The organism is Streptococcus halotolerans, from assembly GCF_001598035.1.
Lineage (GTDB): Bacteria > Bacillota > Bacilli > Lactobacillales > Streptococcaceae > Streptococcus > Streptococcus halotolerans.
On record NZ_CP014835.1, the window covers coordinates 860,560 to 885,830 of the forward strand.

The window sequence follows — 25,271 nt, forward strand, 5'->3', positions numbered from 1 at the left end:
CAAACGATGACTGTAACCAAACCTTCCTTTCATCAGTAATTCAAATACTATTCGACAATCAAACCAGACCTTGTTGACTTGAAGTGATGAACCCCAGTTCTATCGACACCAGCATTGCTCAGTCTGTTTTAATTGTCATTGCGTATCAGTGGTAAAAATGAATCCTTAAGGTAGTCTTCAAATACAAAAAAACGTGCCAAAACTCCCTAAACGGAGCGTTGACACGCGGTACCATCCGACTTTTATCTACTTGAGTAGACCTTAATTCATAGTCTTTAACGTGAGTGAATTCATCCTATTCCCCTTTAGAAGAGTTCCAGTCACGCTCTTCATTCCCTGGCAAGTTTCCTAAGATTACTAGTCTCACAGACCCATATTCAATTACTAACAGTGTATCAAAAAACTGACACTTAAACAAGTACCAGTTCTCTAATCAATCACTAAATGAGTTATTAACGGTCACTTGTCCATTTCGATAGTTCAATGTAATACCTGATTGAACATTAGGGACAAAAACATTAAATTCTAAACTACCATCACTGGATTTTGCCTCAAGATGTGACCCTGATGCCAAAATATTATCACCATCGTAAACCAGAGTAACACGGTAACGAACCCGCTTGTTATTATCCAATGCGCGGCGAATTTGTGTCTCAAAATAATTTTGACCGGTCGACGCATGGCTTCTCGCTTGATTTGACCAAGCCGTTTGAACGGCAATATTTTTAGGATTACTTGCTGAAGGGTCAAAGCCTTTGATATTACCAGCAAGCGCATAGCCAATCAAATGACCTCTGTCAATGGCGTGATCGTATCCGCCAGGCAAACCATGTACCTGATGCCAACCAGCTGGTTTCCAGGAAGTCGAACCATTTCCTGTTGCTTCGCGATCGCGGTACTGACGACTTTGTTTGGAAAGCATAGCATTAGCCACAGTCGGAACAACTTCTCCTTGAACTTGCTTTGTTTTATTATCAACATAAGGCACACTCGACACATTGGCATCCAAGTTGGTTTTATTATCGTTTATGATAAAAGCTCCCGCTCCATTCCATTTTATATTGGAACCCAATAGCTTTTTGACAGAAGGGGTTAAAACGGACTGTGCCAGTTCTTGACTCGGTGTTAACTCATTGGCACTTGACCCATTAGAACGCGCCTTCTCCTGATTTGACGCATTCGTGACAACTTGTGCCAACTGCTTTAAAGGATTATCGTCCGGAAGTTTATCATTTCCAGCAACAAGCCCTAAAACTAAGGTGAGGATTACCGCCAAAAGCGAAATAGCTGATTTAGATGACTTTTTTGAATAATAAGGTTTTGCCATAAGACTCCATTTCATGAAAAAAGTAGGACAAGCCTACTTTATCTTAAATTTAGCAATCAACTCTTGCCATTTATCCAGTGATAGAATTGAGAAAGCATCTTTACCGTCACCAATGACACCGTAACCAATAACCAAGCCTAACGCTAAGAATAGTAAACATAAGGCTCCAATGACAATGATAAATAAATACTGTCTTAACACATATAAAATACGTTGTTTCATCTTAATCCTCTGAAATGCGACGAATGTTAGCGCCTAACTTAGCTAATTTAGCATGGAACTGATAATAACCACGGTCTAAATGAGTTAGTTTTCCAACGGTTGTCGTTCCCTTAGCAACCATCCCTGTCAAAATGAGGGCTGCACTAGCACGAAGATCTGTTGACATAACAGGTGCCCCTTGAAGACCTTGTCCACCATGAATCAGAGCTGTGTCTCGAAGGATTTCAGAATGAAGCCCCATACGACGCATCTCTTCTAAGTGTTGAAAACGGTTCTCAAAAACGGTCTCAATCATTGTAGACTCACCCTTAACGGTAGCCATAAGAGCAGTGAACTGAGCCTGCATATCGGTCGGAAAACCTGGATGTGGCAATGTTTTCACTGTTACTGGTGTTAATTTAGAAACATCTGATTTAACACGAATACCAGCGGCTTCTTCGGTTACATCAACACCCATTTCCATCAATTTTGCCAAAAGGGGACGATTATGTTCCCAGACAGCATCCTTAACTAAAACATCACCGGAGGTCATGGCAGCAGCAACCATAAAAGTACCAGCTTCAATACGATCTTGAACCACCTGATGCTCTGCCCCATGCAGTTTCTCAACCCCAGTGATGGTTAAGACCTCAGTACCTGCTCCCCTAATGTTAGCTCCCATTTTATCCAGTAAAAGGGCTAAATCAACAATTTCAGGTTCACGGGCAGCATTTTCAATGACCGTCGTCCCTTCAGCTAAGGTAGCGGCCATCATCAAGTTTTGAGTGGCCCCAACTGAAGGAAAGTCCATGTAAATACGAGCGCCATGAAGTTTACCAGTTGCTGTAATATCGCCTGCTGTTTGAGTGATTTTAGCTCCCATCGCTTCAAGGCCTTTCAGGTGAAGGTCAATTGGACGACTACCAATCGTACAACCGCCAGGCATAGACACTTTAGCATGCCCACTACGAGCAAGAATCGGTCCTAAAACAACGATTGAAGCGCGCATTTGACTAACATATTCATAAGGTGCTTCGTCCAAAATATCACCTTGAGCATCAACGACGACAGTGTTCTTTTCTTCATCAAAATCCACTGCAATATTCAAACCTCTAACAACATTGTTCATCGTGAACACGTCTGACAGAATAGGAACATTCGTTAATGTAGTTACCCCTTCTGTCGGTAAGATTGTTGCAGCCAAAAGTGGAAGGACAGCATTTTTGGCTCCCTCAATTGTCACTTCACCTTGAAGACGGGTTTGACCACCTTCGATAATAATTTTATCCATAGTTACTCCAAAGTATTGTTCATAATCATTCAATACCAAAATTTAATTTAAAATAGTTGCAAAGGCTTGACTTAATGTAATTATTTCAAGCACAAATCGGCTGGCTACATAACCAAAAACAAGACTCAATAAGACGACTAGAAGTCTAACTTGACCTATATTATCTTGATTCATTTTGAGTATTTTTGACCAGTCAACCAAATGTGTTAAAAGATGAAAGAAAATACCTATAAAAACCATATGGCTCAACAAAGCCAAAGACTCCATTACAACTTGCATAAGATTATTATACCAGTTTTTTACAAATTACCAAAAAAGAAAATCACTACCCAAATACTTAAAAGCGGATCCTTATTGCTGCCTGCAAAATAATCATAATCCCACATCTGTCATGCGACACTCAAAAATGATAGGAAAGAGTCTTGGTCTCTGTAAGACATAAGACTAAGCTCTCATCTTTTTAGAGAAAAAAGCAGACATCCCATTTTACATTGAGTTTTTGAATAACTGATAACACCTTTTTTGTTTTCGAACAGCAACTTAAAAAGACCTAATGAATCTTAGCATGTAAACACCCCTCTTCTAAACAATAGCTAGGTTAACCATGTAAGCTTTGATTATCAATGTCAAAAGGTATTAACAATGTTGATTCGCTAATCCTTTTTTTGAGGTTTTTGCTTGTCTAACGAAAATGAAAAAAGATTGAAGAAAATTGTCCCAAATAGACTTTTTCTTCAACCTAAAGGTTCAATGGACCTTTTTATTTATTTCCAACATTGATACGGTTAATAGCCCGTTCTAGAGCAACTTGTGCCCGACGGACTTGGTCAGCACTTTTATGTTGTTCTTGTGCTTGTTCTAATTCACGTTCGGCACGAACTTTAGCGCGCTCAGCACGATCTAAATCAATATCGCGTTTTCGCTCTGCTGAATTAGCTATAATCGTAATCTGGTTGTTTTTCACTTCGATAATGCCGCCATTAACAGCTACCCAGTTAATGGTTTGATCCTGATCGACACGATAAACTTTCATCTCATGAACAGTTAAGGGAGAGATGATATTAACGTGATCAGGTAAAATCCCCATCTCACCATCTGGTGTCCCAACAACGACCATACTAGCTCGATGAGCGTATTTAATACCATCAGGTGTGACTACTTGGACTGTCATTTCTGTCATGTGATCACCTCATTAGTAACCCATCTTTTTAGCTTTTTCAATGACATCTTCAATTGGACCTACTGAACGGAAAGCATCTTCTGGAAGATTATCATATTTTCCTTCAAGAATTTCTTTAAAACCACGAACAGTTTCAGCAACTGGAACATATGAACCTGGAAGACCCGTAAATTGCTCAGCAACGTTAAAGTTTTGAGAAAGGAAGAATTGAATACGACGTGCGCGACCAACAAGGGTCTTTTCATCGTCTGACAATTCATCCATACCAAGGATAGCAATAATATCTTGCAACTCGCGGTAGCGTTGAAGAACACGTTGCACTTCAGTAGCCACAGCATAATGTTCGTCACCAACAATCTCTGGAGAAAGAGCACGCGAACTTGATGCAAGAGGGTCTACGGCTGGGTAGATACCCATTTGTGTCAACTTACGTTCCAAGTTAGTGGTTGAATCCAAGTGAGCAAAAGCTGTCGCTGGGGCAGGGTCAGTGTAGTCATCAGCTGGCACATAAATCGCTTGGATTGATGTAACAGATCCTTTTTTAGTTGAGGTGATACGTTCTTGTAATTGACCCATCTCAGTTGCCAAGGTTGGTTGATACCCAACGGCTGATGGCATACGTCCAAGAAGGGCTGAAACTTCAGAACCTGCTTGTGTGAAACGGAAAATATTATCAATGAAAAGAAGAACGTCTTGACCTTCAACATCACGGAAGTATTCGGCAATTGTCAAACCAGTAAGAGCAACACGCATACGTGCTCCAGGTGGTTCATTCATCTGACCAAAGACCATGGCTGTTTTTTCGATAACACCTGATTCTTTCATCTCCCAGTAAAGGTCATTACCTTCACGGGTACGCTCTCCAACACCGGTAAATACTGAAATACCACCATGCTCTTGGGCAATATTATGAATCAATTCTTGGATAAGCACGGTCTTACCAACACCGGCACCTCCAAAGAGTCCAACTTTACCACCTTTTAAGTAAGGGGCAAGCAAGTCGATAACTTTAATTCCTGTTTCAAGGATTTCGGTAGATGTTGACAATTCATCAAATGTTGGTGCATTCTTATGGATTGGATGACGTTCTGCATCTTCTGCAAATGGTTCTTCAAGGTCGATAGCATCACCAAGCACGTTGAAGACGCGTCCAAGGGTTTCTTTACCAACTGGTACACTAATCGCACGACCAGTATCGAGAACTTCTAAGCCACGTGTCAAACCGTCAGTCGACTCCATGGCAATGGTACGAACGAGACCTTCACCGAGTTCAAGAGCTACTTCAAGAACGATTTTTTGTTTTTTCTCATTGTCTTTATAAACAACAAGTGCATTATTTATCTCAGGTAGCGGTTCATTAGTGTCAAACGCAACGTCAACAACTGGACCAATAACCTGAGCAATTTTGCCTGAGCTCATGTATTTCTCCTTTTTAGATTTTTAGGATAACTCCTACTTTGAGCGACATTCTTAAAAGCAATGTCGTTCTATCTTTTTCAAATAGTGAGTATCATCACTATTCAAGGGCACTTGCACCCGCTACAATTTCTGTGATTTCTTGTGTGATTTCTGCCTGACGAGCACGGTTATATTGGATTGTTAAATCGTTAATCACATTTTTAGCATTATCCGTTGCTGTTTGCATAGCACTCATGCCTGCTGCATGTTCTGCTGTTTTGGCATCAACAATAGCCCCGTAAATTAAACTTTCAGTGTACTGAGGTAATAGTTGCTCCAAAATAGCTTCACGATTTGGTTCCAATTCAAAGGATGCGCCACCTTCTGTCGCTTCGTTGGCATCTAACTCCGTAATGGGCAACATCTGCTGCATCCGAACTTGGCTAGTCAAACTGTTAACATGGTGGTTATAGCAGACATAAAGTTCATCGAAGAGCTCGTTTTTATACATTTCAACTGCTTTAGAAATGATACGAGCCACTGCTTCGAAACTAGGTTGATCTTCTAATCCACGTAGTTCAAAGGCAACATCGATACCACGAGCTTTAAAAAAGTCTGCCCCCATCCCACCAATAGCAATGATTTCAAAATCATTGCCATCTGGATGATATTCACTGATAGTGTCCATCATCGATTTTAAGATAGTAGAATTGTAACCACCTACTAATCCTTTATCAGATGTAATCACAATATAGCCAGTTTTTTTAATGGGACGAGAAATCAACATGGGATTTGACGAACCTGATAATAATTCGGCCTTCATCAAATCAGTTGTAATTTGGCGAACTTTACTAGCATAAATTTGGAAATCTTTAGCTGCTTGCTCAGACTTGGTCAATTTTGCAGCAGAAACCATCTGCATGGCTCCTGTAATTTGACTGGTCTTTTTAGTAGAAGCTATTTTCCCTTTGATTTCGCTAAGAGAACCTGCCATAACGCTTCCTCCTCTTAGTTAAATTGTGATTGATCTTTAAACTCTTGAATAGCAGCATCTAACACTGACTCTTCAGGTAGATCCTTAGTATTTCGAATAGTTTCAAAGATCTCTTCGTGATGAGTGTCAAAATAAGAATACATAGACTCTTCAAATCTCAAGATATCTTCAACTGGAACACTGTCCAAGAAACCATGTGTCAAGGCATAAAGAATCAAGACCTGTTTTTCTACGGGAAGTGGCTTATGAAGCGGCTGCTTCAAGACTTCAACCGTACGACGTCCACGGTTCAATTTGGCTTGAGTAGCCGCATCTAAATCAGAGCCGAATTGCGTAAAGGCTTCAAGTTCACGGTAAGAAGCTAAGTCCAAACGAAGAGTCCCTGCAACCTTCTTCATCGCCTTAATTTGCGCTGAACCACCAACACGTGACACGGATGAACCAGCATCAATAGCCGGACGGATACCTGAGTTAAAGAGATTTTCTTGCAAGAAGATTTGTCCGTCAGTGATTGAGATCACATTTGTCGCGATGTAAGCCGAGATATCTCCAGCCTGTGTTTCGATGAATGGTAGCGCTGTAATTGAGCCTCCACCTAAAGCATCCGATACTTTCGCAGAACGCTCGAGAAGACGTGAGTGAAGGTAGAAAACATCCCCTGGGTAAGCTTCACGTCCTGGAGGACGACGAAGTAGAAGGGAAAGTTCACGGTAAGCTACGGCTTGTTTTGACAAATCATCGTAAACAATCAAAACATGCTTGCCATTGTACATAAATTCCTCACCCATAGCAACACCGGCATAAGGTGCGATATAGAGCAATGGAGAAGGTTGTGAGGCAGAAGCTGTTACAACGATTGTGTAATCAAGGGCACCGTAACGACGAAGGGTTTCTACTTGTGTACGAACGGTTGATTCTTTTTGACCGATAGCTACATAGATACAAATCATGTCTTGATCTTTTTGGTTCAAGATAGCATCAATAGCAACAGATGTCTTACCTGTTTGACGGTCACCGATAATCAATTCACGTTGTCCACGTCCAATTGGAACAAGGGCGTCGATCGCTTTAAGACCTGTTTGAAGAGGTTCAGAAACTGATTTACGATCCATAACACCAGGTGCTGCTTCTTCTACTGGGCGTGTTTTACTTGTCTTAATCTCCCCAAGTCCATCCACTGGAATACCTAGAGGATTGACAACACGGCCAATCAATTCTTCACCAACAGGAACTTCCATGATTTTTCCTGTACGTTTAACCACATCACCTTCACGAATTGTGCTGAAATCACCTAAGACGATGATACCGATGTCGTTTGACTCTAGGTTTTGAGCCATACCGAAAGCACCGTTAGAAAATTCGAGAAGTTCACCACTCATGGCATTATCCAATCCACGAGCACGTGCGATACCGTCACCAACATAAGTAACGTTACCAGTTTCTGTGACGTCAAAATTTGGCTGGAAGTTTTCAATTTGCTTTTTAATTAAAGCGCTAATTTCTTGTGCATTAATTGCCAAATGTCACACCACTTTCTATTTCAAATTCATTTTTAATTGCTGAAGTTGCGATTTGATACTTGTATCAATAATCTTGTTATTAGCTTTCAAAATAAAGCCACCAATCAACTCGGGATTGATAACTTCATTCACTTGACCAACTGAAATAGCAAATTTCTTTTCAGCAGCTGCTTTCAAACGTGATTTCTGATCGTCTGAAAGAGAGTCGGCGACTTGAATTTCCAAGGGGAACTCGCCAGCAGTCACTGAAAGTTTTTCTACAGCTGAAGCTAAGATGGTTTCAAGAAGCGATTCACGTTCATTTTGTTTAATGACTTCTAAGAAGTTATTCACAAAAAGATGGCTTCCTTCTTGAAGTTGACTAACAAGAGCTGCTTTTTCAGCTTGGCTAATGCCGTCATGAGATAAAGTTCTAGCCAAATCAGTTGATTGAAAAATCTCTAAAAGAGCTATTAAATCTTCTTTGACTTCACGAATAAGATTATGTTCTACCGCAACATCAACTAAGCTTTTTGAGTAATTCTCAACTAACGTTAATGTTTTTTTATCCATTACGCATCTCCTAATTGATCAAGGTAGTTGTCAATCAATTTGCTTTGGGCTGTTTTATCAAGTTCTTTAGTCATGATTTTCTCAGCCAATAAAACTGTCAAGTCAGCCACATCGTCTTTAACACCTGCAAAGGCTTCTGCTTTGCTTTGGGCAATGTCAGCTTCAGCCTTATCTTTAAGTCTTCCTGCTGTTTCATGAGCTTCAGCAAGGATTTTTGCTTCTTGCTTTTTACCAGTCTCTTTGGCAGATTCAATGATTTCAGTAGCTTCTGTACGAGCTCCAGCCAATTCGTCCTGGCGTTGTTGAGCCAGTATTTCGGCTTGTTCGCGAGCTACTTCAGCACCATCAATATCAGCCGCGATTTTTTTCTCACGTTCGTCAAAAATACCTGTCAATTGTTCCCAAGCAAATACTTTAATCAGAACAATCAAGAGTATAAATGACCCAGTCACGATAATAAAATTACCGAGACTTGTACTGTTAATTAATGTAGACATTTCTACCTGTCCTTTCTTATTCTTTGATTTGTGTATCTAGCTTGTTCCCAATATATTTCGTTGATAGCAATACAAACACATAAGCTTGAATTGACGAAATAAAGATTGAAAATCCAGTCCAGGCCAAATTAAGAATAAAGGCCACCGGTGCCGTAAAGATACTTAAATTTGCAAATTGTAAGAGCAAGGTCATCACCACTTCACCTGCAAAGATATTCCCATATAACCGAAGCGCCAGAGAAGCAACGTTGGTAAGTTCTTCAAGAATATTCATCGGCAACATCGCTGGTGTTGGTGTGAGGTAACCTTTCAAATAACCACCTAGGCCATTTTTACGGATCCCTTCAAAATGAACAATTGCTGCAACAATGAGTGACAAGGTGAAATCCACCATGAAATTAGATGTTGGAGAGGTCCAAAAACTGAATTCTTCTGTTTCTAGTTTTGTTACCAATCCAATATTGTTGGCCACTAAAACAAATAGAAAAAGTGAAAAAGCCAAAAAGGTATAGTTTTTTGTATAAACACCTACATTTGGTCGAATCAAATTTTGAACAAACTCGTAGAGCCACTCAAGGACATTTTGCTTACCCTTAGGTTTCATCGTCATATGACGACTAGCCCAAAAGACGAAAAGAAAGACAATTAAAACCGTTAAGAGAGTCATGGCAAGAATCGTTAAATCAAAGTCAAGACCTAAAAAGCTTGCTGTCGGATTTTGTGTTTCTCCCAATGTTATCCCTCCTTTTTACAGTTCACTGTTAATCGATTATTTTCCGACAAAGAAAGTGAAAGCGAAAAGGACGAAGAAAGTACCTTCGATAAAGGCAACTCCTGTAAACATCAATGTTTGCAATTTGCTAAACATTTCTGGTTGACGTGCTGCAGATTTTGCAATGTTCGCAACGAGGATTCCCTCACCGATACTTACACCCATAACTGCGAGACCGAGTGCCAAAATTTGTAAATTCATAATAGAATTCTCCTTTAAAATTTTTTACCATGCTATTTTAGTCCTATTTTATAGTGATGTCAATGAAAATAAGTATTGTTAGCGCTTCCTGAACTAAATCTTAAACCATCACTGACCTTTGTTTGACCATTGAAACTAGTTTCTTCCTATATATATAGTTCCATAACTAGCTAGCGCGAAAAGAAAGTCAGATTGTCTCTAACTTCCTTATGATTTTATTCGTGTAATTGCTGATAAAGTTCTTCATAGGCTAGACTGGCCGTGTCCCATGAAAAATCTCGTGACATGGCTTCTTGCTGTAGACCTTGCCAAGCTCTTTTATCTTGACTGTAGACCTGCAAGGCTCTTTCTATCGTCTTGGTTAACCAATACCCTGTCAATTCACCGAAGCAAAAACCTGTGCCCTGACCGGTAAATTCATTGTAAGATTCTACCGTGTCTTTCAAACCACCGACTTGGCTGACAATCGGTAATGACCCATATCGCATGGCCATCATTTGAGATAAACCACACGGTTCAAAGGCTGACGGCATGAGAAACACATCCGATGCCGCATAAATTTCTTGGGCAAGTCCTAAGTCAAACATGATATTGGCTGCTAACTTATCTGGATACTGGCTGGCAAACCAAGAAAAGGCATTTTCATAATCTGCATAACCCGTTCCCAAAAGAACGAGTTGTACATCATGCTGCAAAATATGTTCCAACTCGCTAACAACCAAATCAAATCCTTTTTGATCTGTTAGTCGCGAAACAATACCGATCAATGGTAGGTCTGCTCTGACAGGAAGACCCATGTGCTCTTGCAAGGCAGCCTTGTTCCTAGCTTTTCCAGTCAAGTCATCCTTAGAAAAGCGGTAAGGGATAAGTGGATCCGTTTCAGGATTCAACAAATCAGTATCAATACCATTGACAATACCTGATAATTTACCAGATTCCATCCTCATGATTTGGTCTAAGCCTTTACCAAAGGCTGGCGTTTTAATCTCTTCTGCATATGATGGGGATACGGTGCTAACTCGATCAGCATACAAAACTCCCGCCTTCATCCAGTTGAGACAATTATTCCAACGTAAAGTGCCATCTTCATAACGTTCACTTCCTACACCAAACAGATCACCTAGCATTTCTGGTCCAAACTGGCCTTGAAATTCAATATTATGAATCGTAAAGACTGTTTTAATACCTCGATAAGCTTGAATCCAATGGTATTTTTCTTTCAACAGAAATGGCACCATAGCTGTATGGTAATCATGAACATGAAGAATGTCAGGAATAAAATCAATTTTTTCCATTAATTCCAAAGCGGCTAGTTGGAAAAAGGCGAAACGCTCCCCATCGTCCCAAAAGCCATAAACAGAGCCACGGAAAAAATAGTATTGGTTATCAATGAAGAAGAAATGAACACCCTCGCGTTGAATGTACTTTACTCCTGCATATTGATGGCGCCAACCGACATTGACTGTAAAGTCAAAGCAATCTTCTACTTGGTCGCCAAATTTATCCGCTACACTATCATAATATGGCAAGATGACAGCTACTTCGTGACCATGTTTAACAAGAGACTTGGGGAGCGCACCAATCACATCCCCCAGACCTCCTGTTTTAGAAAAGGGAGCACCTTCTGCCGCTACAAATAAGAGTTTCATTGAATTATATCTCCTGTAATGACTTGTCCTTTTCCAATAACCAATGGTTTTTCGATCGTTCCTTTAAGCGTTACGCCAGCTGGAACCGTAACATTTTTATCGATAATGGCATATTCAACGACAGCACCTTCTTCAATGGTCACTTTAGGGAAGATAAGGGCATGATCAATGCGACTACCTTTAGCAATGTGACAGGATCTTGAAACAATAGAGTGGTTGACCTGTCCATAAATTTCTGAGCCCGATGCAAACTGAGAGTTATTGATTTCAGATGATTGGTCAAAATAAGTAGATTCTTCATTCTTAACTTTAGTGTATACCTTTTGATTTGAATAAAGAAGTGAGTAGAATTTTTGAGGGTCCAACATATCCATGTTGGCATCGTAATAGGATTTTACAGATGTAATATTGGATAGATAACCGGTATACTCAAAGGCTAGCGCTTGCTCTGTAACGATTAACTCACGAAGTAAATAACGAATCTTTCGAGGTTTTTCTTTTTGCGCTTCTTCTTCTAATTTTTCAATCAGCCAAGGCGTGTTGACCACATAGATATCTGCTGACATCGGAACAGGCTCTACGGCATCTTCAAGTTTCTGTTTGCCAATCACGTTGTCGTGTTCGTCAATAGCTAGAACTTCATTAGCTGATGAGATAGCTCCTTTAGCTAATCGTTTATAGACCACTGTGATCTGACGCTTATTAGCGTTATGAAGATGAATCACTTGTTCAATATTAATATTTGATAGGATATCACAAGACATATAAACGGTTTGATCTGATCCTGAACGTTTGAGATAGGTCAAAATCTGGCTATAATAATCCTTGTCTGTCATGGTTGTTTCGTCGTCAGTGTTATAAAAGCCAAGGAAGTAATGACTAGTCAAGGTGTTCAAGCCCCACTCACGACCACTTCGTACGTGGTCAAATACTGATCGAATATTTTGTCCACGGAAAATCCCATAAACGCTACGGATACCCGCATTGGCAAGACTTGATAACTGAAAGTCAATCAAGCGGTATTTCCCATCAAAAGGGAGATTGGCTAGTGGTCTATTATTCGTCAAACTTTCCATATCGTGGTAGCCAACGGCGTTGCCCAAAATGGCTGTGTATTTATCAATCTTCATTCGGTACCCCCACTACTTCATTGTATCCTACAACTTGAACCTCATCTGTTCCATCGATGACAACACCATCTGCGATGGTTGCTCCCTCACCGATAATCGCACGTTTGATAAGAGCTCCTTTACCGATTTTAACACCACTCATGATAAAACTGTCTTGGACATGAGCCCCTTCTCTAACTTGCACATTGGTTGATAAAATAGAATGCGATACTTTCCCGTCAACAAAGCAACCATCGACAACTAATGAATCTTTGACGTCTGCTTTCTCAGAAATAAAGTTAGGTGGTGCAATCTCGTTTTTAGAGTAAATTTTCCATGAACGGTCACGACTGTCAAGTTCGTTATCAACTGGAATATATTCCATATTAGCTTCCCATAATGATTCAATGGTTCCAACATCTTTCCAATATCCCTTAAAGTTATACGTATAAACACGTTCACCTGATTCAAGATAGGCTGGGATGACATTTTGACCAAAGTCCGACATATCAACGCCGTTTTTCTCTCCATTGACCAACATTTCACGAAGAGCTTCCCAGTTAAAAATGTAGATTCCCATAGATGCTTTTGTGGATTTTGGATGTTCTGGCTTTTCTTCAAATTCAACAATGCGATCATTAGAATCAGTATTCATAATTCCAAAACGACTAGCTTCTTTTAGGGGCACATCAATAACAGCTACTGTCAAACTAGCCATATTATCCTTATGAGTCTGAAGCATATCGTCGTAATCCATTTTATAGATATGGTCGCCTGATAAAATCAAAACGTATTCAGGATTGATCCTGTCAATATACTCAATGTTTTGGTAAATAGCGTGGCTAGTTCCTTGGAACCAACGATTGCCTTCTGTTGCTGAATAGGGTTGTAAAATAGTTGCACCAGCATTGATGCCATCTAATCCCCATGAAGAACCATTTCCGATGTGCTGGTTCAATCCTAAGGGTTGATACTGGGTAATCACGCCGACTTGTTGAATGCCCGAGTTTGTGCAGTTTGACAAGGCAAAATCAATAATGCGATATCGCCCACCAAATTGAACCGCTGGTTTAGCAATATTTTGTGTCAATTTTCCTAGCCGGGTTCCTTGTCCTCCAGCTAAGATGAGAGCTAACATTTCATTTTTCATACATTTTCCTTCTTTTTATCTTAAACAACTGGCAACTATTGCTTTGTGTGCGCTATGATCGTAATGAGAATGCTCTAAATCATTTTAGACGTCGTTTGATCTTCCAGATACTTGCTCCTAAGGCTGGTAGCGTGAAGCTTAACATTTGGTCATAATCGTTCCACTTTGTTTTCACAGTTTTCTGTGGCGAATTACCCTTAGTCCACGTTCCACCATAAATCTCAAGTTCAGTATTGATCACTTCTTCGTAAATACCTGCAACAGGTACCCCAACCGTATAATCTCGTCTTTCGACCGGTGTCATATTGAAGACACCAAGAAGAAGCTCGCCTTTTTTGCTTTGTCGAGCAAAGGCTAAGATGGTTTCATCCTTGTTATCTGCATCAATAATATCTATACCATCGTAAGAATCATCAATCTGCCACAAGGCTCTATGATCTTTATAAAAACGGTTTAGTTGGCTGGTGAAAAATTGCATTTTTTGATTCAAAGGATCTTCGAGATTTTGCCATTCTAGCTGTTCATGTGACTTCCATTCTAAGAATTGGCCAAATTCCGACCCCATGAAAAGCAACTTCTTACCAGGATGGAATATCTGATAGGCATAAAGATTACGAAGTCCTGCAAATTGCTTGTAACGGTCTCCCCACATTTTGTGCATCATGCTTTTCTTGCCATGCACCACCTCGTCATGTGAGAATGGCAGAATGTAATTTTCCTTAAAGCAATACATAAAACTAAAGGTGACTAGGTTAAAATCATTTTTGCGATAGATAGGATCTTCCTCATAAAATCTAAGAATATCATTCATCCATCCCATATTCCACTTGTAGTCAAATCCCAAGCCGCCTTCTTCAACTGGCTTTGTTATAGGTATTTGTGATGAGGACTCTTCAGCAATCAACATGACTCCTGGATGATAACTTTTCACAATCGTTGTCATTTTTTGCAAAAAATTAATCCCTTCAAGATTACGATTATCTCCGAAAATATTCGGCGTCCATGGTCCTTGATCGAAATCACGATAAAGCATGTTCGTCACAGCATCAACTCTGATACCATCAATATGAAAAGCTTCAATCCAATAAAGAATGGATGAGATTAGGAAGGAATGAACCTGATTTTTCCCCAAGTCGAAATTGAGGGCTCCCCAGCCAACATTTCTAGCTCGATCAGGATCTTGATATTCAAAGGTCGGTGTTCCGTCATAGTAAGCCAGAGCATCATCATTTTGCGTGAAGTGGCCTGGTACCCAATCAACGATGACACCAATATTATGGAGATGACAAGCTTCCACAAAATCTTTAAATTCTTCAGGCGTGCCGTAGGTGTGTTCAAAAGCAAAGTAACCCATAAGTTGGTATCCCCAACTCATGCCTAGTGGATGTGCCATCACGGGCAAAAACTCAACATGAGTGTAGTTCATCTCAACTAGATAAGGAATCAATTCCTTTTCGAGTTGTTTGAAGGTGTAGGGATTTCCCGAATCATCTGTTCTCCAAGAGCCAGCATGAACTTCGTAGATGTTGACAGGGCGCGATTTGAATCCAAAGCGTTTTCGACGTCCCATCCAGAGGCCGTCTTTCCATTTTCTCTTATCCGACTTTTGTAAAATAGCTCCTGTACTTGGACGATTTTCCAGATAGCGAGCAAAGGGATCAATCTTTTCAATAACTTGACCGCCTTGCCTTTGGACTAGAACCTTGTATATTTGACCTTCGCCAGCATAAGGACTATGCCCTTCCCAAACACCCGTCTCGTGTCGTTGTAACTGCAGGGGAAAGTCGTACCAACCTGTAAAATCACCAATGATCTGTACATTTTCAGCATTTGGCGCCCAGACCCTAAAATGGTAGCCCGTTTGCTCATCACCAGAAGCCTCGTGCGCCCCTAAAAAATCTTGTAAATGATAATTTTCTCCTATACCTAAGGTATAGAGATGCCCATCTCTATCCATAGCACCATCCTTTCTGACAAAGCTTTACAAAATGTTGGAATTATCTGTCATTTATCACTAAAAAATATATCATCACTAATACACTTCGCACTACTGACACGACAGGTCTAAACTACCGAACTAGAATCGTCTAGTCTGCCTTCAAAAATACCAAAATAACCCTTAGTGGTTACTAGGGTTATTGGTGTATTTCAAAGACCAGCGTACTTAACGTTTCAAGTTCAGGATCTTGAGGTTGTAAACGCTTCATGTTTGAAAATAGTATATCATATTTTTCGTTTTCTGTCAGTGAAATTTTCAATTTTTTTCCACTTGTATTCAGAATAATTCGGTATTTCTGATTTCCTTCAATAAGGAAGCTGATATGGCCCGAAGATGGAACTGCGTTTTCAATGTAAACATGGCGCCGTATGTCTTCGAAACTGCTCCATGAGAAGGCTTTATCCCTTGTTTTCAAGTCAATCAATTTCCGAACAAAGGTAATCGTTTCCTTATGGTAGGTCACTAAATCCCAGTCAATCTGATTGACAGCGTCCGGCGCGTTGTAAGAATTCATCGCATAATGCATATCCTGAGGTGTTAATTCACCATCTTTACCAGTTGCCACCCGTTTAGTCCTTAAGAACTCTTGACCGAGCTGCATGAAACACATGCCTTGTGACAAGAGATTGATGGTCGTTGCCATCTCAACTCGCTTGATATGTGTTTTATCATCATCAGAAGGGTGCAAGGTCCATAACAAGTCGTTTAAATTATAATTATCGTGAGCCTCAACGTAATTAAGAACCTGATTAGGTGCTAAGTAATCAACTAGTTCATCACTACCTAAAATGGATTTTGCAACGATGTCTTCTGTCGCTGCACCTGATACAAAACCATGTGTCAAATCACCGTAGACTTCCGCTCCTTTAACAGCGTCACGTTGATTATCATTAAAAAATCCAATTCCAGGCATTTGATTAGCATTGTCTTTTTTGGCTTTATCTTCTGGCATGAGACCAATCCCCATATCCCATCCTTCGCCATAAAGCAGAATCCTTGGATCAATTTGGTCAACCATTTGTCGAATAGCATTCATTGTCGTAACATCGTGAATTCCCATCAAGTCAAATCTAAATCCATCAATATTATACTCTTCAATCCAATAACGAATCGAATCAAGCATATATTTACGGAACATTTCTTTTTCACTTGCTGTTTCATTCCCAACACCCGTACCATTCTGGAAGGTACCATCCTGGTTCATTCTGTAATAATAGTCTGGCACTGTTAACTGAAAGGCTGAATCAACATTTGAAAACGTATGATTGTAGACCACATCGATGATGACGCCTATCCCGGCATCGTGATAGGCTTGTATCAGCTGCTTAAGTTCATGGATTCGAGACAGGGGCTCATGAGGATTACTGGCAAAACTGGCTTCCGGCACATTAAAGTTCTCAGGATCATAGCCCCAATTGTAAGCGTAGTCACCATTGTCATCAAAAGTTTGGTGATGGTCAAAAACCGGTTGTAATTGGATATAGGAGGTGCCCAATTCTTTGATATAATCAAAACCAGTTTTATCGCCAAAACGGTTCCTTGTCCCCGTTTCAATCGCTCCTAGGTATTTTCCGCGATTCTTTTCTCGCACACCTGATGAAGGAGACTTGGAAAAGTCTCGAATGTGCATTTCTGTAATAACTGCTTGGTTAGGATTTTCAACCCTCCACTTGGCTTCGTTACCATGTTTGACACTAAATCCTTGAGGAGACATCAGAGCTGGATCAATAATGATAGAACGACGACCATTAGCAGTCGTGGCGGTTGAGTATGGATCTCGCGTATCTGAAAAGGTTCGCTTGCGGTAATAAACTCGATAAGTATAGGCATGGTAATTCAAGTCTTCGCTTAGGCTCAACTCCCACAAACCCTGGGTGTTTTCTTGATGATTTTCAGGATTTGCATTGGTTCCGCGTTCCATAGGAATAACACGATCAACACTAGCGTCTTCAGCTGTTGAGCGGTATAAGATCACTTCTACTCTTTCTGCTGTAGGTGCCCAGAGGCGGAAAGTCGTTTCTTCCTTGCTGTATTTCGTTCCAAGCCAGCCATCAAATCCCCACTTTTTATCAAAAGCTGTAGCATTGATAGCCATATCAAAACCTCGAGGGCGTCTTCGGCCATAAGATGAACTAGCGACAGCCGCTTGCCGAGAATAGTAAAGGGTATCATCACCATCTACAATCCAAACTTCTGTTTTAGGCACCCCTTCTGTCTTATTGACACGATATTCACTTGTCTTGTAGGTCCAGTTTTGATTTTTAATCATGACATAGACATGGCTTAAATAGTGCATCGCATCAAAATCCAAAACAGCCACCGCACCAAAACTATCGTATCGCAAAAAGCGATCTTCTTGTCCCCACTCGTTATCAAGCCATCGCCAAAGGCTCAAATCAAAGTAATTTCCCTGTCGTCTGTGATAATGAACAACCACAGTATTTCTAATATTATACGTTTTCATCAATTCCTTCTTGCTCCTCAAAATCCTCCACCTCATGTGCAAATTTCTGAGCAATGGCCTCTAAAGCTAGATCTTCTGTTTCAAGTACCATAGCATCTTCAGAAATTTCGTCAGTATTGGCAAAGAATGTGATATGATTCTTTAAATTCTTCAAAGTAATTGGGGCATCACCGCCATATTCGCCATCAAGGTTGATCATCATACGGTTTTGACTTTGTGGCTCAATCCTGATTTCATTGGTTTTGATATATTCAATTAAGGGGTGTTTCACATGCTTACCGCCTTGTAAAACCAAACGAATCAAGTGAACGATTTCAAAAAGGTTGGCTGTTTTAACGACAATCAAGGTAAACATACCATCGTCTAATTTGGCATCTGGGGCAATCGTTTCAAAACCACCGACTGAGTTTGTAATGGCGGCAAAAATCATTGAAGCTTGTCCTTCAAAAACACCTTTATCGTGTGTAATCTTAACTGGTCTATTTCGAACGCGTGGCAAGAGCTCAACCCCTTTAGACAAGTAAGCCAAGTAGCCAAACATTGTTTTCAACTGACTAGGTACACTATAGGTCAACTCAGTCAAGGTTCCTGCAGCCGCAATGTTAATAAAATAGTTATCTTCTTCTGCTAAACCAATATCCATGTTGAGGGTTTGGTTTTTTCCTATCAATTTAGCCGCTTCAACAGGCTTGCCACGTGGAATTTTTAGAGCACGCGCAAAGTCATTGGTCGTCCCTGTTGGGATAATGGCCAGCTTAGGTCGTTTGTCAAGAGGAGCAATCCCAGAAACAACCTCATTAATAGTACCATCACCACCTGCAGCAATCACCAAATCAAAGCCTGCTTGAGCAGCTCTGTGTGCCTCATCACGTGCTGAATTTGCTGCTGCAGTTGTCCTAAAGGCGGAAGCTTCATAACCAAACCCTTCCAGCACATCTAAAACTTCAGCCACGTTTTTCTTCATAATTTCTTGCCCTGATGTGGGGTTATAAATCAAACGAGCTCTCTTGTGATTTGTCATATTTTCTCCTACTGTAACGTCTTCTCACTCTTATAAATCACTTAACCATTTTTCCGATTCCACACGAATGCCTAGTGCTTGAGCTTTTTCTAATTTGCTACCTGCATCAACGCCAGCTACAACTAAGTCTGTCTTTTTGGAAACAGAACCTGTTACCTTAGCCCCTAAGGCTTCTAATTTTTCTTTAGCTTGGGTGCGCGTTAATGCTTCTAATTTTCCAGTTAGAACAACCGTCATACCTGATAGCTGTGCGTCTTTAGACACTTTTTTACCTAGATAAGCTAGATTAACTCCGGCTTGATCCAACTCTTCCACGAGCAGTCTTGCTTCTTCTTTAGCAAAATAGCTGTGTACTGATTCTGCAATAACTGTGCCTAGCCCATCAATAGCGGCGATGGCCTCTTCTTGAGCGTTTACTAGATTAGGAATGGTTTCAAATTCTTCTAACATCAGACGGCTCGCCTTAGCGCCAACATGACGAATCCCTAATCCAAAGAGCAATTTATCAGCAGAATTATCTTTTGACTGTTGAATAGCTTGGTAAAGTTTTTCTGCCGATTTTTCTTTGATGTTTGGTAAGGTTAATAACTCATCAACTGACAATTGATAAATGTCTGCAACATCTTTAACCAACTTAGCAGAGTACATTTTCTCAACAACTGAAGGTCCCAATCCTGCAATGTTCATAGCATTTCGACTAGCAAAATGTTCTAAACTTCGCCGAATAAGGTTTGGGCAGAGCGGATTAATACAGCGTAAAGCAACCTCGTCTTTGAGATGCACCAACTCACTCCCGCAAGATGGACAGGTTGTCGGAATAGCTAATGGTTCTTGGTTGGTCCGCTTATCCTTGTTAACTCGTAAAACAGCTGGAATGATATCACCTGCCTTGTAAACAATGACGGAGTCGCCAATGCGTATATCTTTTTCAGCAATATAATCAACATTGTGAAGGGTTGCTCGGCTAACAGTTGTTCCTGCTAGCTGAACAGGAGTCAAGTTGGCAGTCGGTGTGACAACCCCTGTACGTCCAACAGTCCAATCCACAGAGAGAAGTTCTGCTTCTTTTTCCTCAGCAGGAAACTTGTAAGCGATAGCCCATTTAGGGGCTTTAACGGTGAAACCTAGTTCTTCTTGAACATGTAAATCATTGACTTTGATAACAATGCCATCAATATCATATGGTAGCTCTTCTCGATGCTCTTGAATCCTTTGAATAAAGCTCCAAATCTCGTCCATAGAAGAGGTAATGAGACGTTCTTGATTGACCGAAAACCCAAGGGCTGACAAGTGACTTAGCACTTCTTCTTGGTTATCTTGATGACTGGGACTGGCTTCTTGATACAAGAATGTCGCCAAATTGCGCTTGGAGACAATACTAGTGTCTAACTGGCGCAAAGTGCCTGCTGCAGCATTTCTCGGATTAGCAAACTCTGTTTCCCCATTTTCTTGACGATCAAGATTGATAGCAGCAAAAGACGCTCTCGGCAGATAAGCTTCTCCTCTGACGGTAATGTCGATAGGCTTTTCAAGCTTTAAGGGGATGTCTTTGACACGTTTCAGGTTTTCAGTGATGTTTTCTCCAATAGAACCGTCACCACGGGTAGCTCCTGTAACCAACTTACCATTTTGGTAAGTCAGGGAAATCGATAAGCCATCAATTTTTAATTCTGCAACATAACTTGCCTTAGGAAATTCAGCTTTGACGCGAGCATCAAAAAGGTCTAACTCTTCTCTCGAAAAGGCATCTTCTAAGCTATAAAGTTGATAGACGTGCTGGTATTTTTCAAAACCAGAAAGAACCAAACTGCCAACGCGATAGGTAGGGCTGTTGTCTTGGATCAATTCTGGGTATTTCTTTTCCAATTCGACAAGTTCTCGATAGTATTTGTCATATTCGGCATCAGAAATAGATGGATTGTCTTGGGTATAATATTCTTTAGCATATTGATTGAGTTGTGCAACCAATTCTTTCATACGATTTTCCATATCCTTATTTTAGCATATTTACCTGTTTTTATAGAATGAGATTGATAGAAAATAGTAAAATAAGAGAGACCTATCATCAAGAAAACAATTAATTAAGAGCTCATATCATCAAAAAAAGTCTAGAACAATTGCTCTAGACTCAATATATATGACTATTTTGTAAAATCGATTCGTTTTGAGAGACTCTTAATAATCAATGACCCAATCAGGAGAGAAACCAACTCACCAACACCTGAAGTGAACCAAGTTAAAAAGAATGGTACCTGAGCAATCACTTTCAACTCGAGTGCTACTGTAAACATAGATGCAGCAAAGAAGAATGAAAAGTAAAAGAAGGCTTTGTCAAATAGACCATTAAAGAGGGTTTGATTGTGAAATTTCTTAAAGAGCAAAACGCCTAAAGAAACAAAAACCAGTGTCGATCCACCACCAACGAGCACATCAATCATACCGAAGCTATAAAAGTTAGCAATCATACAACCAAGCGTTACTGCAATGATATACTTTGGATGATAAAAAGCCAGAAAATTAAACATTTCAGAGACGCGAAACTGGTAAGCCCCATAAGAAATGGCATTTAAAGGTGGCGTAATCGTTAAAACGACATAAAGTGCGGCAACTAATGCAATCTGAACATAGTCACGAACAGTAAGATTTTTCATATATTCTCCTTTAACGGTTCAACCGTTTGTAATATGCTTGGTGAAAGGGAAGTAAGCACCAAGGGTTGTTAAAACAACATTCCTAGTTTATCACAGAATTATCGAAAAAGATAGAGAATTTCTAAGAAAAAAAACATAAAAACCTTGTCAAGTCACTCAAGTTTTGTTAGAATGAAATGGTTAATAACTATGGCAAGAAAATTGCTATGGCAGAAAGGAAACATTAACAATGAAAAAAGATATCCATCCTAACTACCGTCCAGTAGTTTTCCTAGACACAACTACTGGTTACCAATTCGTTAGCGGTTCTACAAAAGAAACTAGCGAAACTGTTGAATTTGAAGGTGCAACATACCCACTTATCCGTGTTGAAATCTCTTCTGATTCACACCCATTCTACACAGGACGTCAAAAATTCACACAAGCCGATGGCCGTGTGGACCGTTTCAACAAAAAATACGGTCTCAAAGATCCAAACGCTGCGAAATAATCACGGTGTTGCAAAAAACCACTTCCCTTTATGGAAGTGGTTTTTTATTGTCTAAACTACCCACAAAGTCCCTACATTTTTGACCTTTTCCAGTCAGCATCAGCAGACTCCACCACTAAAGAGTCAACGTTGACACAAGAAGAAAACCCTAAGATTTCCTCTATTGAAAAAAATATCTTTGACACATCGCAAGTCCAAGCTAGTCAACAAATAAAACATCTCTAGGAGATTTGGAACCTAACCTGTTCTTGAAGTAATGAGCTACCTAATTTTCAATCAATATAAAGAAAACCTTTTCTGTTGAACGTTTTAAAACGCTGAGAAGCATAGCATATTAGCATTTCTAAGCGTTTTGGTGTTTCATACGATAATATCCATACTACTTTTGTTTAAGAGGGATTGTCTACCCATGGACCCAATATGTCCTTCTTTTATCTCTACATTTCTTTTAGCAAAGTCACAGAAGACCGTTTTTGGTGTAGGAGATTGCTTGTCGCTGAAATTGGTTAGTGACCCAATCCTGTCTGACGGTTGGCTTTTTACGACCTCTTATCAACTATTGAGGAAAAAAAAAAACAATATTAGTGTAGAATATTGACTACATTTTTCTGAAATGTCTCGCTCAACGTGTCGCCATTAGTCCATACCTTTAGGAAGCTGTTGTTGGCTCACTGCTCTTTCAGCTGATGCTCCTTTAAATGTCAGTCACTCATTCATGAGCATGGCAAAAAGCAGATCGTTACTTAACGACCTGCGAAAGGGTTTGGGATATTGGATTTTAGTGGGCTAACATTTCTTGAGCTACCTCATGACCTGACAAGTCAGTTGGGTAGTAAGTTGGCCAATGCTCAAGCTCTTTAAGAAGAGCGTCTTGACTTTCTCCACCAAAGTAGATGTGGAAATGCTCAGCTTTATTTGGGCGAATATCATGATCAGAGAATTGAACATATTTGAATTGTCCAGCATCTTTGTCGTCAGTTTCAAACATGAAACGAACGCCACGATTACCTTTTTCATAATTCAATGTTTCGCGGCCAGCGTATTTATAAGTGAACTTATGAGATTTGCCGTTTTGGACAAATTCCATAGTCATTTTTTTACCGTCAATGTTAATTTGTTCAACATCTGTTTTGTATCCAGTTGTGTAGTAATCTTTATATTCAGCAGCTGACATGTCTGGATTTTTCTTAGCTTTGTATTCAAAGACTTCATCTAAAGTACCATCTTGAAGCAATGGGTAAACAGATTGCCATTTACCAGACCAATCTGACAATTTACGGTCTTTGATTTGACTATCCTTGAAGTAACCATTATAGACAGTTTTTTCAACGCCTTTTTCTGGTTCGATTTCTTTTCCTGCTTTGTCCGTTGTTTTACGAAGAGCTTTCAAGTTTTTCTCCATCACAGAGATATAGTCTTCGCCTTTTTTCATCTGTTTAGAGGTCAAACTTTCAAGTGGATTTAGCACTTCTGTCTTAACGCCTGCTTCATCAGCAAGTGTTTTTGATACTTTTGAAGACGCATTTTCTTCAAAGTAGATGTAGCTAATATCGTATTTTTTAACGTATTTTGATAGTTGAGCGAGGCGTTTTGCAGAAGGCTCTGCTTCCGCTGATACACCAGTGATTGGCACTTGGTTTAAGCCATAATCAAGGGCAAGGTAACCAAAGGCAGCATGCTGTGTTACAAAACTCTTTTGCTTCGCATTCTTCAAAGCTTCATCATATTTCTTATCAAGATCTGATAATTTTTTATTGTAAGCTTCGGCATTTTTCTTGAAAGCATCCGCTTTTTCTGGGAATTTTTTAGACAAGTCTTTGGCAATGTTGTCCACAAGAGTTTGTGAGCGCTCAGGAGATAACCACACGTGTGGATCAAATTCGTGGGTGTGACCTTCTTCACCATGATCATGTTCTTCTTCCCCATGGTCGTGGTCATGTCCGCCGCCACCCATCAGGAGCATGTCGCCAGTGGCTTTGATGAAGTTTTCACCTTTGTTGTCAAGAGATTTCTTAACTTTTGGCACCCATGTTTCCATGTTGTCATCATCATAGACGAAAGCATCCGCTTTTTGAATCTTGGTAATGTCTTTAGTTGATGGTTCAAAGTCGTGTGCTTCTGTCCCTGCTTTGATTAACAGACTCACTTTACCTTCATCACCAACAACTTGTTTGGTAAATTCATACATTGGATAAAATGAAGCAATAACTTCAATATCCTTATCAGCTGCTTGAACGGTTTGGCTATGAGCCACTAGACCTAGTGAAAATAAACTAACAAAACCCATTGAGAGAATTGATTTCTTTTTCATGATTTACTCCTTATCCTTAACTGGTTTAGTTTTTGCTTTACCGGTTAAGTATAGCATTTCTATGATGAATGTCAACCCAAAAGATTCTGTTAAACGTTTTCAGGATGACGTCATCTGAACCCCATAAAGGCCCCTATCTGTCATAACTATCCTACCTAACAGGTATCGTCATACATATAAAAGACTTGCTTATGGTCAATCAGAAAGTTTATACTCATCCAAAATCAAAAACTAACTTTCTGTAACCATTGTCTGTTGACGGTGGTTTTTAATACTCTTCAAAATCAAAAGCAGACCTTATTGACATGATTTGATGAACTTTAGTCCCATCTGTATTGGTGTTGCCTAGTTTGTTTTTGATTTTCATTGAGTATTAGGTCATCTTTCTTTAGCAGTCTATTGTTAACCCTTTCAAATCGTTATCGTTTTCACAAAAGCATCTTCTATTTTACGCAATCGGTTGCGTAAACTGAAAAATTAAGCTAAACTATTAC

Annotated in this window: 23 protein-coding genes and 1 riboswitch; of the genes, 2 read left to right on the forward strand and 21 right to left on the reverse strand. The window is 39.9% G+C overall.

What is annotated here, in order from left to right:
* Window positions 1-433 precede the first annotated feature (433 nt).
* The 20 genes from A2G56_RS03815 to A2G56_RS03910 form a co-directional block, all read right to left on the reverse strand.
* Entirely contained in the window at window positions 434-1,327 is an 894-nt protein-coding gene (locus A2G56_RS03815) for a DNA/RNA non-specific endonuclease (protein ID WP_062709264.1), read from the reverse strand.
* A 33-nt stretch (window positions 1,328-1,360) separates the two neighbouring features.
* Window positions 1,361-1,549 carry a DNA-directed RNA polymerase subunit beta gene (locus A2G56_RS03820; RefSeq protein ID WP_062709268.1) on the reverse strand — a complete coding sequence of 63 codons (189 nt, stop codon included), beginning with the start codon at window positions 1,547-1,549 and terminating at the stop codon, window positions 1,361-1,363.
* Between the two features lies 1 nt (window position 1,550).
* On the reverse strand, window positions 1,551-2,819 hold the full coding sequence (gene murA, locus A2G56_RS03825; RefSeq protein WP_062709271.1) for a UDP-N-acetylglucosamine 1-carboxyvinyltransferase: 1,269 nt from the start codon (window positions 2,817-2,819) through the stop codon (window positions 1,551-1,553).
* A 42-nt stretch (window positions 2,820-2,861) separates the two neighbouring features.
* Complete coding sequence (locus A2G56_RS03830; protein ID WP_157761193.1) at window positions 2,862-3,098, reverse strand: DUF1146 family protein; 237 nt, start codon at window positions 3,096-3,098, stop codon at window positions 2,862-2,864.
* 481 nt (window positions 3,099-3,579) lie between these two features.
* Entirely contained in the window at window positions 3,580-3,999 is a 420-nt protein-coding gene (locus tag A2G56_RS03835; protein WP_062709277.1) for a F0F1 ATP synthase subunit epsilon, read from the reverse strand.
* Between the two features lie 12 nt (window positions 4,000-4,011).
* Window positions 4,012-5,418: a F0F1 ATP synthase subunit beta gene (atpD, locus tag A2G56_RS03840; protein ID WP_062709279.1), complete on the reverse strand. Its 1,407-nt coding sequence runs from the start codon at window positions 5,416-5,418 to the stop codon at window positions 4,012-4,014.
* Between the two features lie 97 nt (window positions 5,419-5,515).
* Complete coding sequence (locus A2G56_RS03845; protein WP_062709282.1) at window positions 5,516-6,391, reverse strand: F0F1 ATP synthase subunit gamma; 876 nt, start codon at window positions 6,389-6,391, stop codon at window positions 5,516-5,518.
* A gap of 14 nt (window positions 6,392-6,405) precedes the next feature.
* Window positions 6,406-7,911 (reverse strand): F0F1 ATP synthase subunit alpha, encoded by a 1,506-nt coding sequence (atpA, locus tag A2G56_RS03850; protein WP_062709285.1) that lies wholly within the window; start codon window positions 7,909-7,911, stop codon window positions 6,406-6,408.
* 15 nt (window positions 7,912-7,926) lie between these two features.
* Window positions 7,927-8,463, reverse strand: a complete 537-nt coding sequence (locus A2G56_RS03855) for a F0F1 ATP synthase subunit delta (RefSeq protein WP_062709288.1) — start codon at window positions 8,461-8,463, stop codon at window positions 7,927-7,929.
* The gene (atpF, locus tag A2G56_RS03860) at window positions 8,463-8,960 is read right to left on the reverse strand and encodes a F0F1 ATP synthase subunit B (protein ID WP_062709291.1); all 498 of its coding nucleotides are present in this window, start codon (window positions 8,958-8,960) and stop codon (window positions 8,463-8,465) included. The genes A2G56_RS03855 and atpF overlap by 1 nt, the downstream gene beginning before the upstream one ends.
* A 16-nt stretch (window positions 8,961-8,976) precedes the next feature.
* Entirely contained in the window at window positions 8,977-9,693 is a 717-nt protein-coding gene (gene atpB / locus A2G56_RS03865; RefSeq protein WP_062709294.1) for a F0F1 ATP synthase subunit A, read from the reverse strand.
* Between the two features lie 36 nt (window positions 9,694-9,729).
* Entirely contained in the window at window positions 9,730-9,933 is a 204-nt protein-coding gene (locus A2G56_RS03870; RefSeq protein WP_062709297.1) for a F0F1 ATP synthase subunit C, read from the reverse strand.
* A 215-nt stretch (window positions 9,934-10,148) separates the two neighbouring features.
* Window positions 10,149-11,582, reverse strand: a complete 1,434-nt coding sequence (glgA, locus tag A2G56_RS03875; RefSeq protein ID WP_062709300.1) for a glycogen synthase GlgA — start codon at window positions 11,580-11,582, stop codon at window positions 10,149-10,151.
* Complete coding sequence (gene glgD, locus A2G56_RS03880) at window positions 11,579-12,712, reverse strand: glucose-1-phosphate adenylyltransferase subunit GlgD (protein WP_062709303.1); 1,134 nt, start codon at window positions 12,710-12,712, stop codon at window positions 11,579-11,581. The genes glgA and glgD overlap by 4 nt, the downstream gene beginning before the upstream one ends.
* Window positions 12,702-13,841, reverse strand: a complete 1,140-nt coding sequence (locus A2G56_RS03885; RefSeq protein ID WP_062709306.1) for a glucose-1-phosphate adenylyltransferase — start codon at window positions 13,839-13,841, stop codon at window positions 12,702-12,704. The genes glgD and A2G56_RS03885 overlap by 11 nt, the downstream gene beginning before the upstream one ends.
* A 79-nt stretch (window positions 13,842-13,920) precedes the next feature.
* Entirely contained in the window at window positions 13,921-15,798 is a 1,878-nt protein-coding gene (gene glgB, locus A2G56_RS03890; protein ID WP_062709309.1) for a 1,4-alpha-glucan branching protein GlgB, read from the reverse strand.
* Between the two features lie 178 nt (window positions 15,799-15,976).
* Window positions 15,977-18,289 (reverse strand): type I pullulanase, encoded by a 2,313-nt coding sequence (pulA, locus tag A2G56_RS03895; RefSeq protein WP_447449684.1) that lies wholly within the window; start codon window positions 18,287-18,289, stop codon window positions 15,977-15,979.
* Between the two features lies 1 nt (window position 18,290).
* Window positions 18,291-19,325, reverse strand: a complete 1,035-nt coding sequence (locus tag A2G56_RS03900; RefSeq protein WP_062709315.1) for a diacylglycerol kinase family lipid kinase — start codon at window positions 19,323-19,325, stop codon at window positions 18,291-18,293.
* Window positions 19,326-19,355: 30 nt separating this feature from the next.
* Window positions 19,356-21,314, reverse strand: coding sequence for an NAD-dependent DNA ligase LigA (ligA, locus tag A2G56_RS03905; protein WP_062709318.1), 1,959 nt, complete (start codon window positions 21,312-21,314; stop codon window positions 19,356-19,358).
* 152 nt (window positions 21,315-21,466) lie between these two features.
* Window positions 21,467-21,976: a QueT transporter family protein gene (locus A2G56_RS03910; RefSeq protein ID WP_062709321.1), complete on the reverse strand. Its 510-nt coding sequence runs from the start codon at window positions 21,974-21,976 to the stop codon at window positions 21,467-21,469.
* A riboswitch (PreQ1 riboswitch) is annotated at window positions 21,974-22,071 on the reverse strand. It overlaps the preceding gene by 3 nt.
* Before the next feature lie 134 nt (window positions 22,072-22,205).
* On the opposite strand from A2G56_RS03910, the gene A2G56_RS03915 reads away from it, so the two are divergent.
* Entirely contained in the window at window positions 22,206-22,466 is a 261-nt protein-coding gene (locus tag A2G56_RS03915; RefSeq protein WP_062709324.1) for a type B 50S ribosomal protein L31, read from the forward strand.
* Window positions 22,467-22,496: 30 nt separating this feature from the next.
* Window positions 22,497-22,691, forward strand: coding sequence for a hypothetical protein (locus A2G56_RS03920; RefSeq protein ID WP_062709327.1), 195 nt, complete (start codon window positions 22,497-22,499; stop codon window positions 22,689-22,691).
* A 553-nt stretch (window positions 22,692-23,244) separates the two neighbouring features.
* Here A2G56_RS03920 and A2G56_RS03925 read toward each other — a convergent pair.
* Window positions 23,245-24,777, reverse strand: coding sequence for a metal ABC transporter solute-binding protein, Zn/Mn family (locus A2G56_RS03925; protein WP_062709330.1), 1,533 nt, complete (start codon window positions 24,775-24,777; stop codon window positions 23,245-23,247).
* Window positions 24,778-25,271: the final 494 nt, after the last annotated feature.

Coding starts and splice junctions, on each gene's coding strand:
- A2G56_RS03900 (WP_062709315.1), bottom strand. CDS start 19,325: ATGACAAATCACAAGAGAGCTCGTTTGATTTATAACCCCACATCAGGG.
- glgD (WP_062709303.1), bottom strand. CDS start 12,712: ATGAAGATTGATAAATACACAGCCATTTTGGGCAACGCCGTTGGCTAC.
- A2G56_RS03855 (WP_062709288.1), bottom strand. CDS start 8,463: ATGGATAAAAAAACATTAACGTTAGTTGAGAATTACTCAAAAAGCTTA.
- A2G56_RS03915 (WP_062709324.1), top strand. CDS start 22,206: ATGAAAAAAGATATCCATCCTAACTACCGTCCAGTAGTTTTCCTAGAC.
- A2G56_RS03835 (WP_062709277.1), bottom strand. CDS start 3,999: ATGACAGAAATGACAGTCCAAGTAGTCACACCTGATGGTATTAAATAC.
- atpD (WP_062709279.1), bottom strand. CDS start 5,418: ATGAGCTCAGGCAAAATTGCTCAGGTTATTGGTCCAGTTGTTGACGTT.
- A2G56_RS03920 (WP_062709327.1), top strand. CDS start 22,497: ATGGAAGTGGTTTTTTATTGTCTAAACTACCCACAAAGTCCCTACATT.
- A2G56_RS03885 (WP_062709306.1), bottom strand. CDS start 13,841: ATGAAAAATGAAATGTTAGCTCTCATCTTAGCTGGAGGACAAGGAACC.
- murA (WP_062709271.1), bottom strand. CDS start 2,819: ATGGATAAAATTATTATCGAAGGTGGTCAAACCCGTCTTCAAGGTGAA.
- A2G56_RS03815 (WP_062709264.1), bottom strand. CDS start 1,327: ATGGCAAAACCTTATTATTCAAAAAAGTCATCTAAATCAGCTATTTCG.
- glgA (WP_062709300.1), bottom strand. CDS start 11,582: ATGAAACTCTTATTTGTAGCGGCAGAAGGTGCTCCCTTTTCTAAAACA.
- glgB (WP_062709309.1), bottom strand. CDS start 15,798: ATGGATAGAGATGGGCATCTCTATACCTTAGGTATAGGAGAAAATTAT.
- A2G56_RS03845 (WP_062709282.1), bottom strand. CDS start 6,391: ATGGCAGGTTCTCTTAGCGAAATCAAAGGGAAAATAGCTTCTACTAAA.
- ligA (WP_062709318.1), bottom strand. CDS start 21,314: ATGGAAAATCGTATGAAAGAATTGGTTGCACAACTCAATCAATATGCT.
- A2G56_RS03820 (WP_062709268.1), bottom strand. CDS start 1,549: ATGAAACAACGTATTTTATATGTGTTAAGACAGTATTTATTTATCATT.
- A2G56_RS03910 (WP_062709321.1), bottom strand. CDS start 21,976: ATGAAAAATCTTACTGTTCGTGACTATGTTCAGATTGCATTAGTTGCC.
- atpF (WP_062709291.1), bottom strand. CDS start 8,960: ATGTCTACATTAATTAACAGTACAAGTCTCGGTAATTTTATTATCGTG.
- A2G56_RS03925 (WP_062709330.1), bottom strand. CDS start 24,777: ATGAAAAAGAAATCAATTCTCTCAATGGGTTTTGTTAGTTTATTTTCA.
- A2G56_RS03870 (WP_062709297.1), bottom strand. CDS start 9,933: ATGAATTTACAAATTTTGGCACTCGGTCTCGCAGTTATGGGTGTAAGT.
- A2G56_RS03830 (WP_157761193.1), bottom strand. CDS start 3,098: ATGCAAGTTGTAATGGAGTCTTTGGCTTTGTTGAGCCATATGGTTTTT.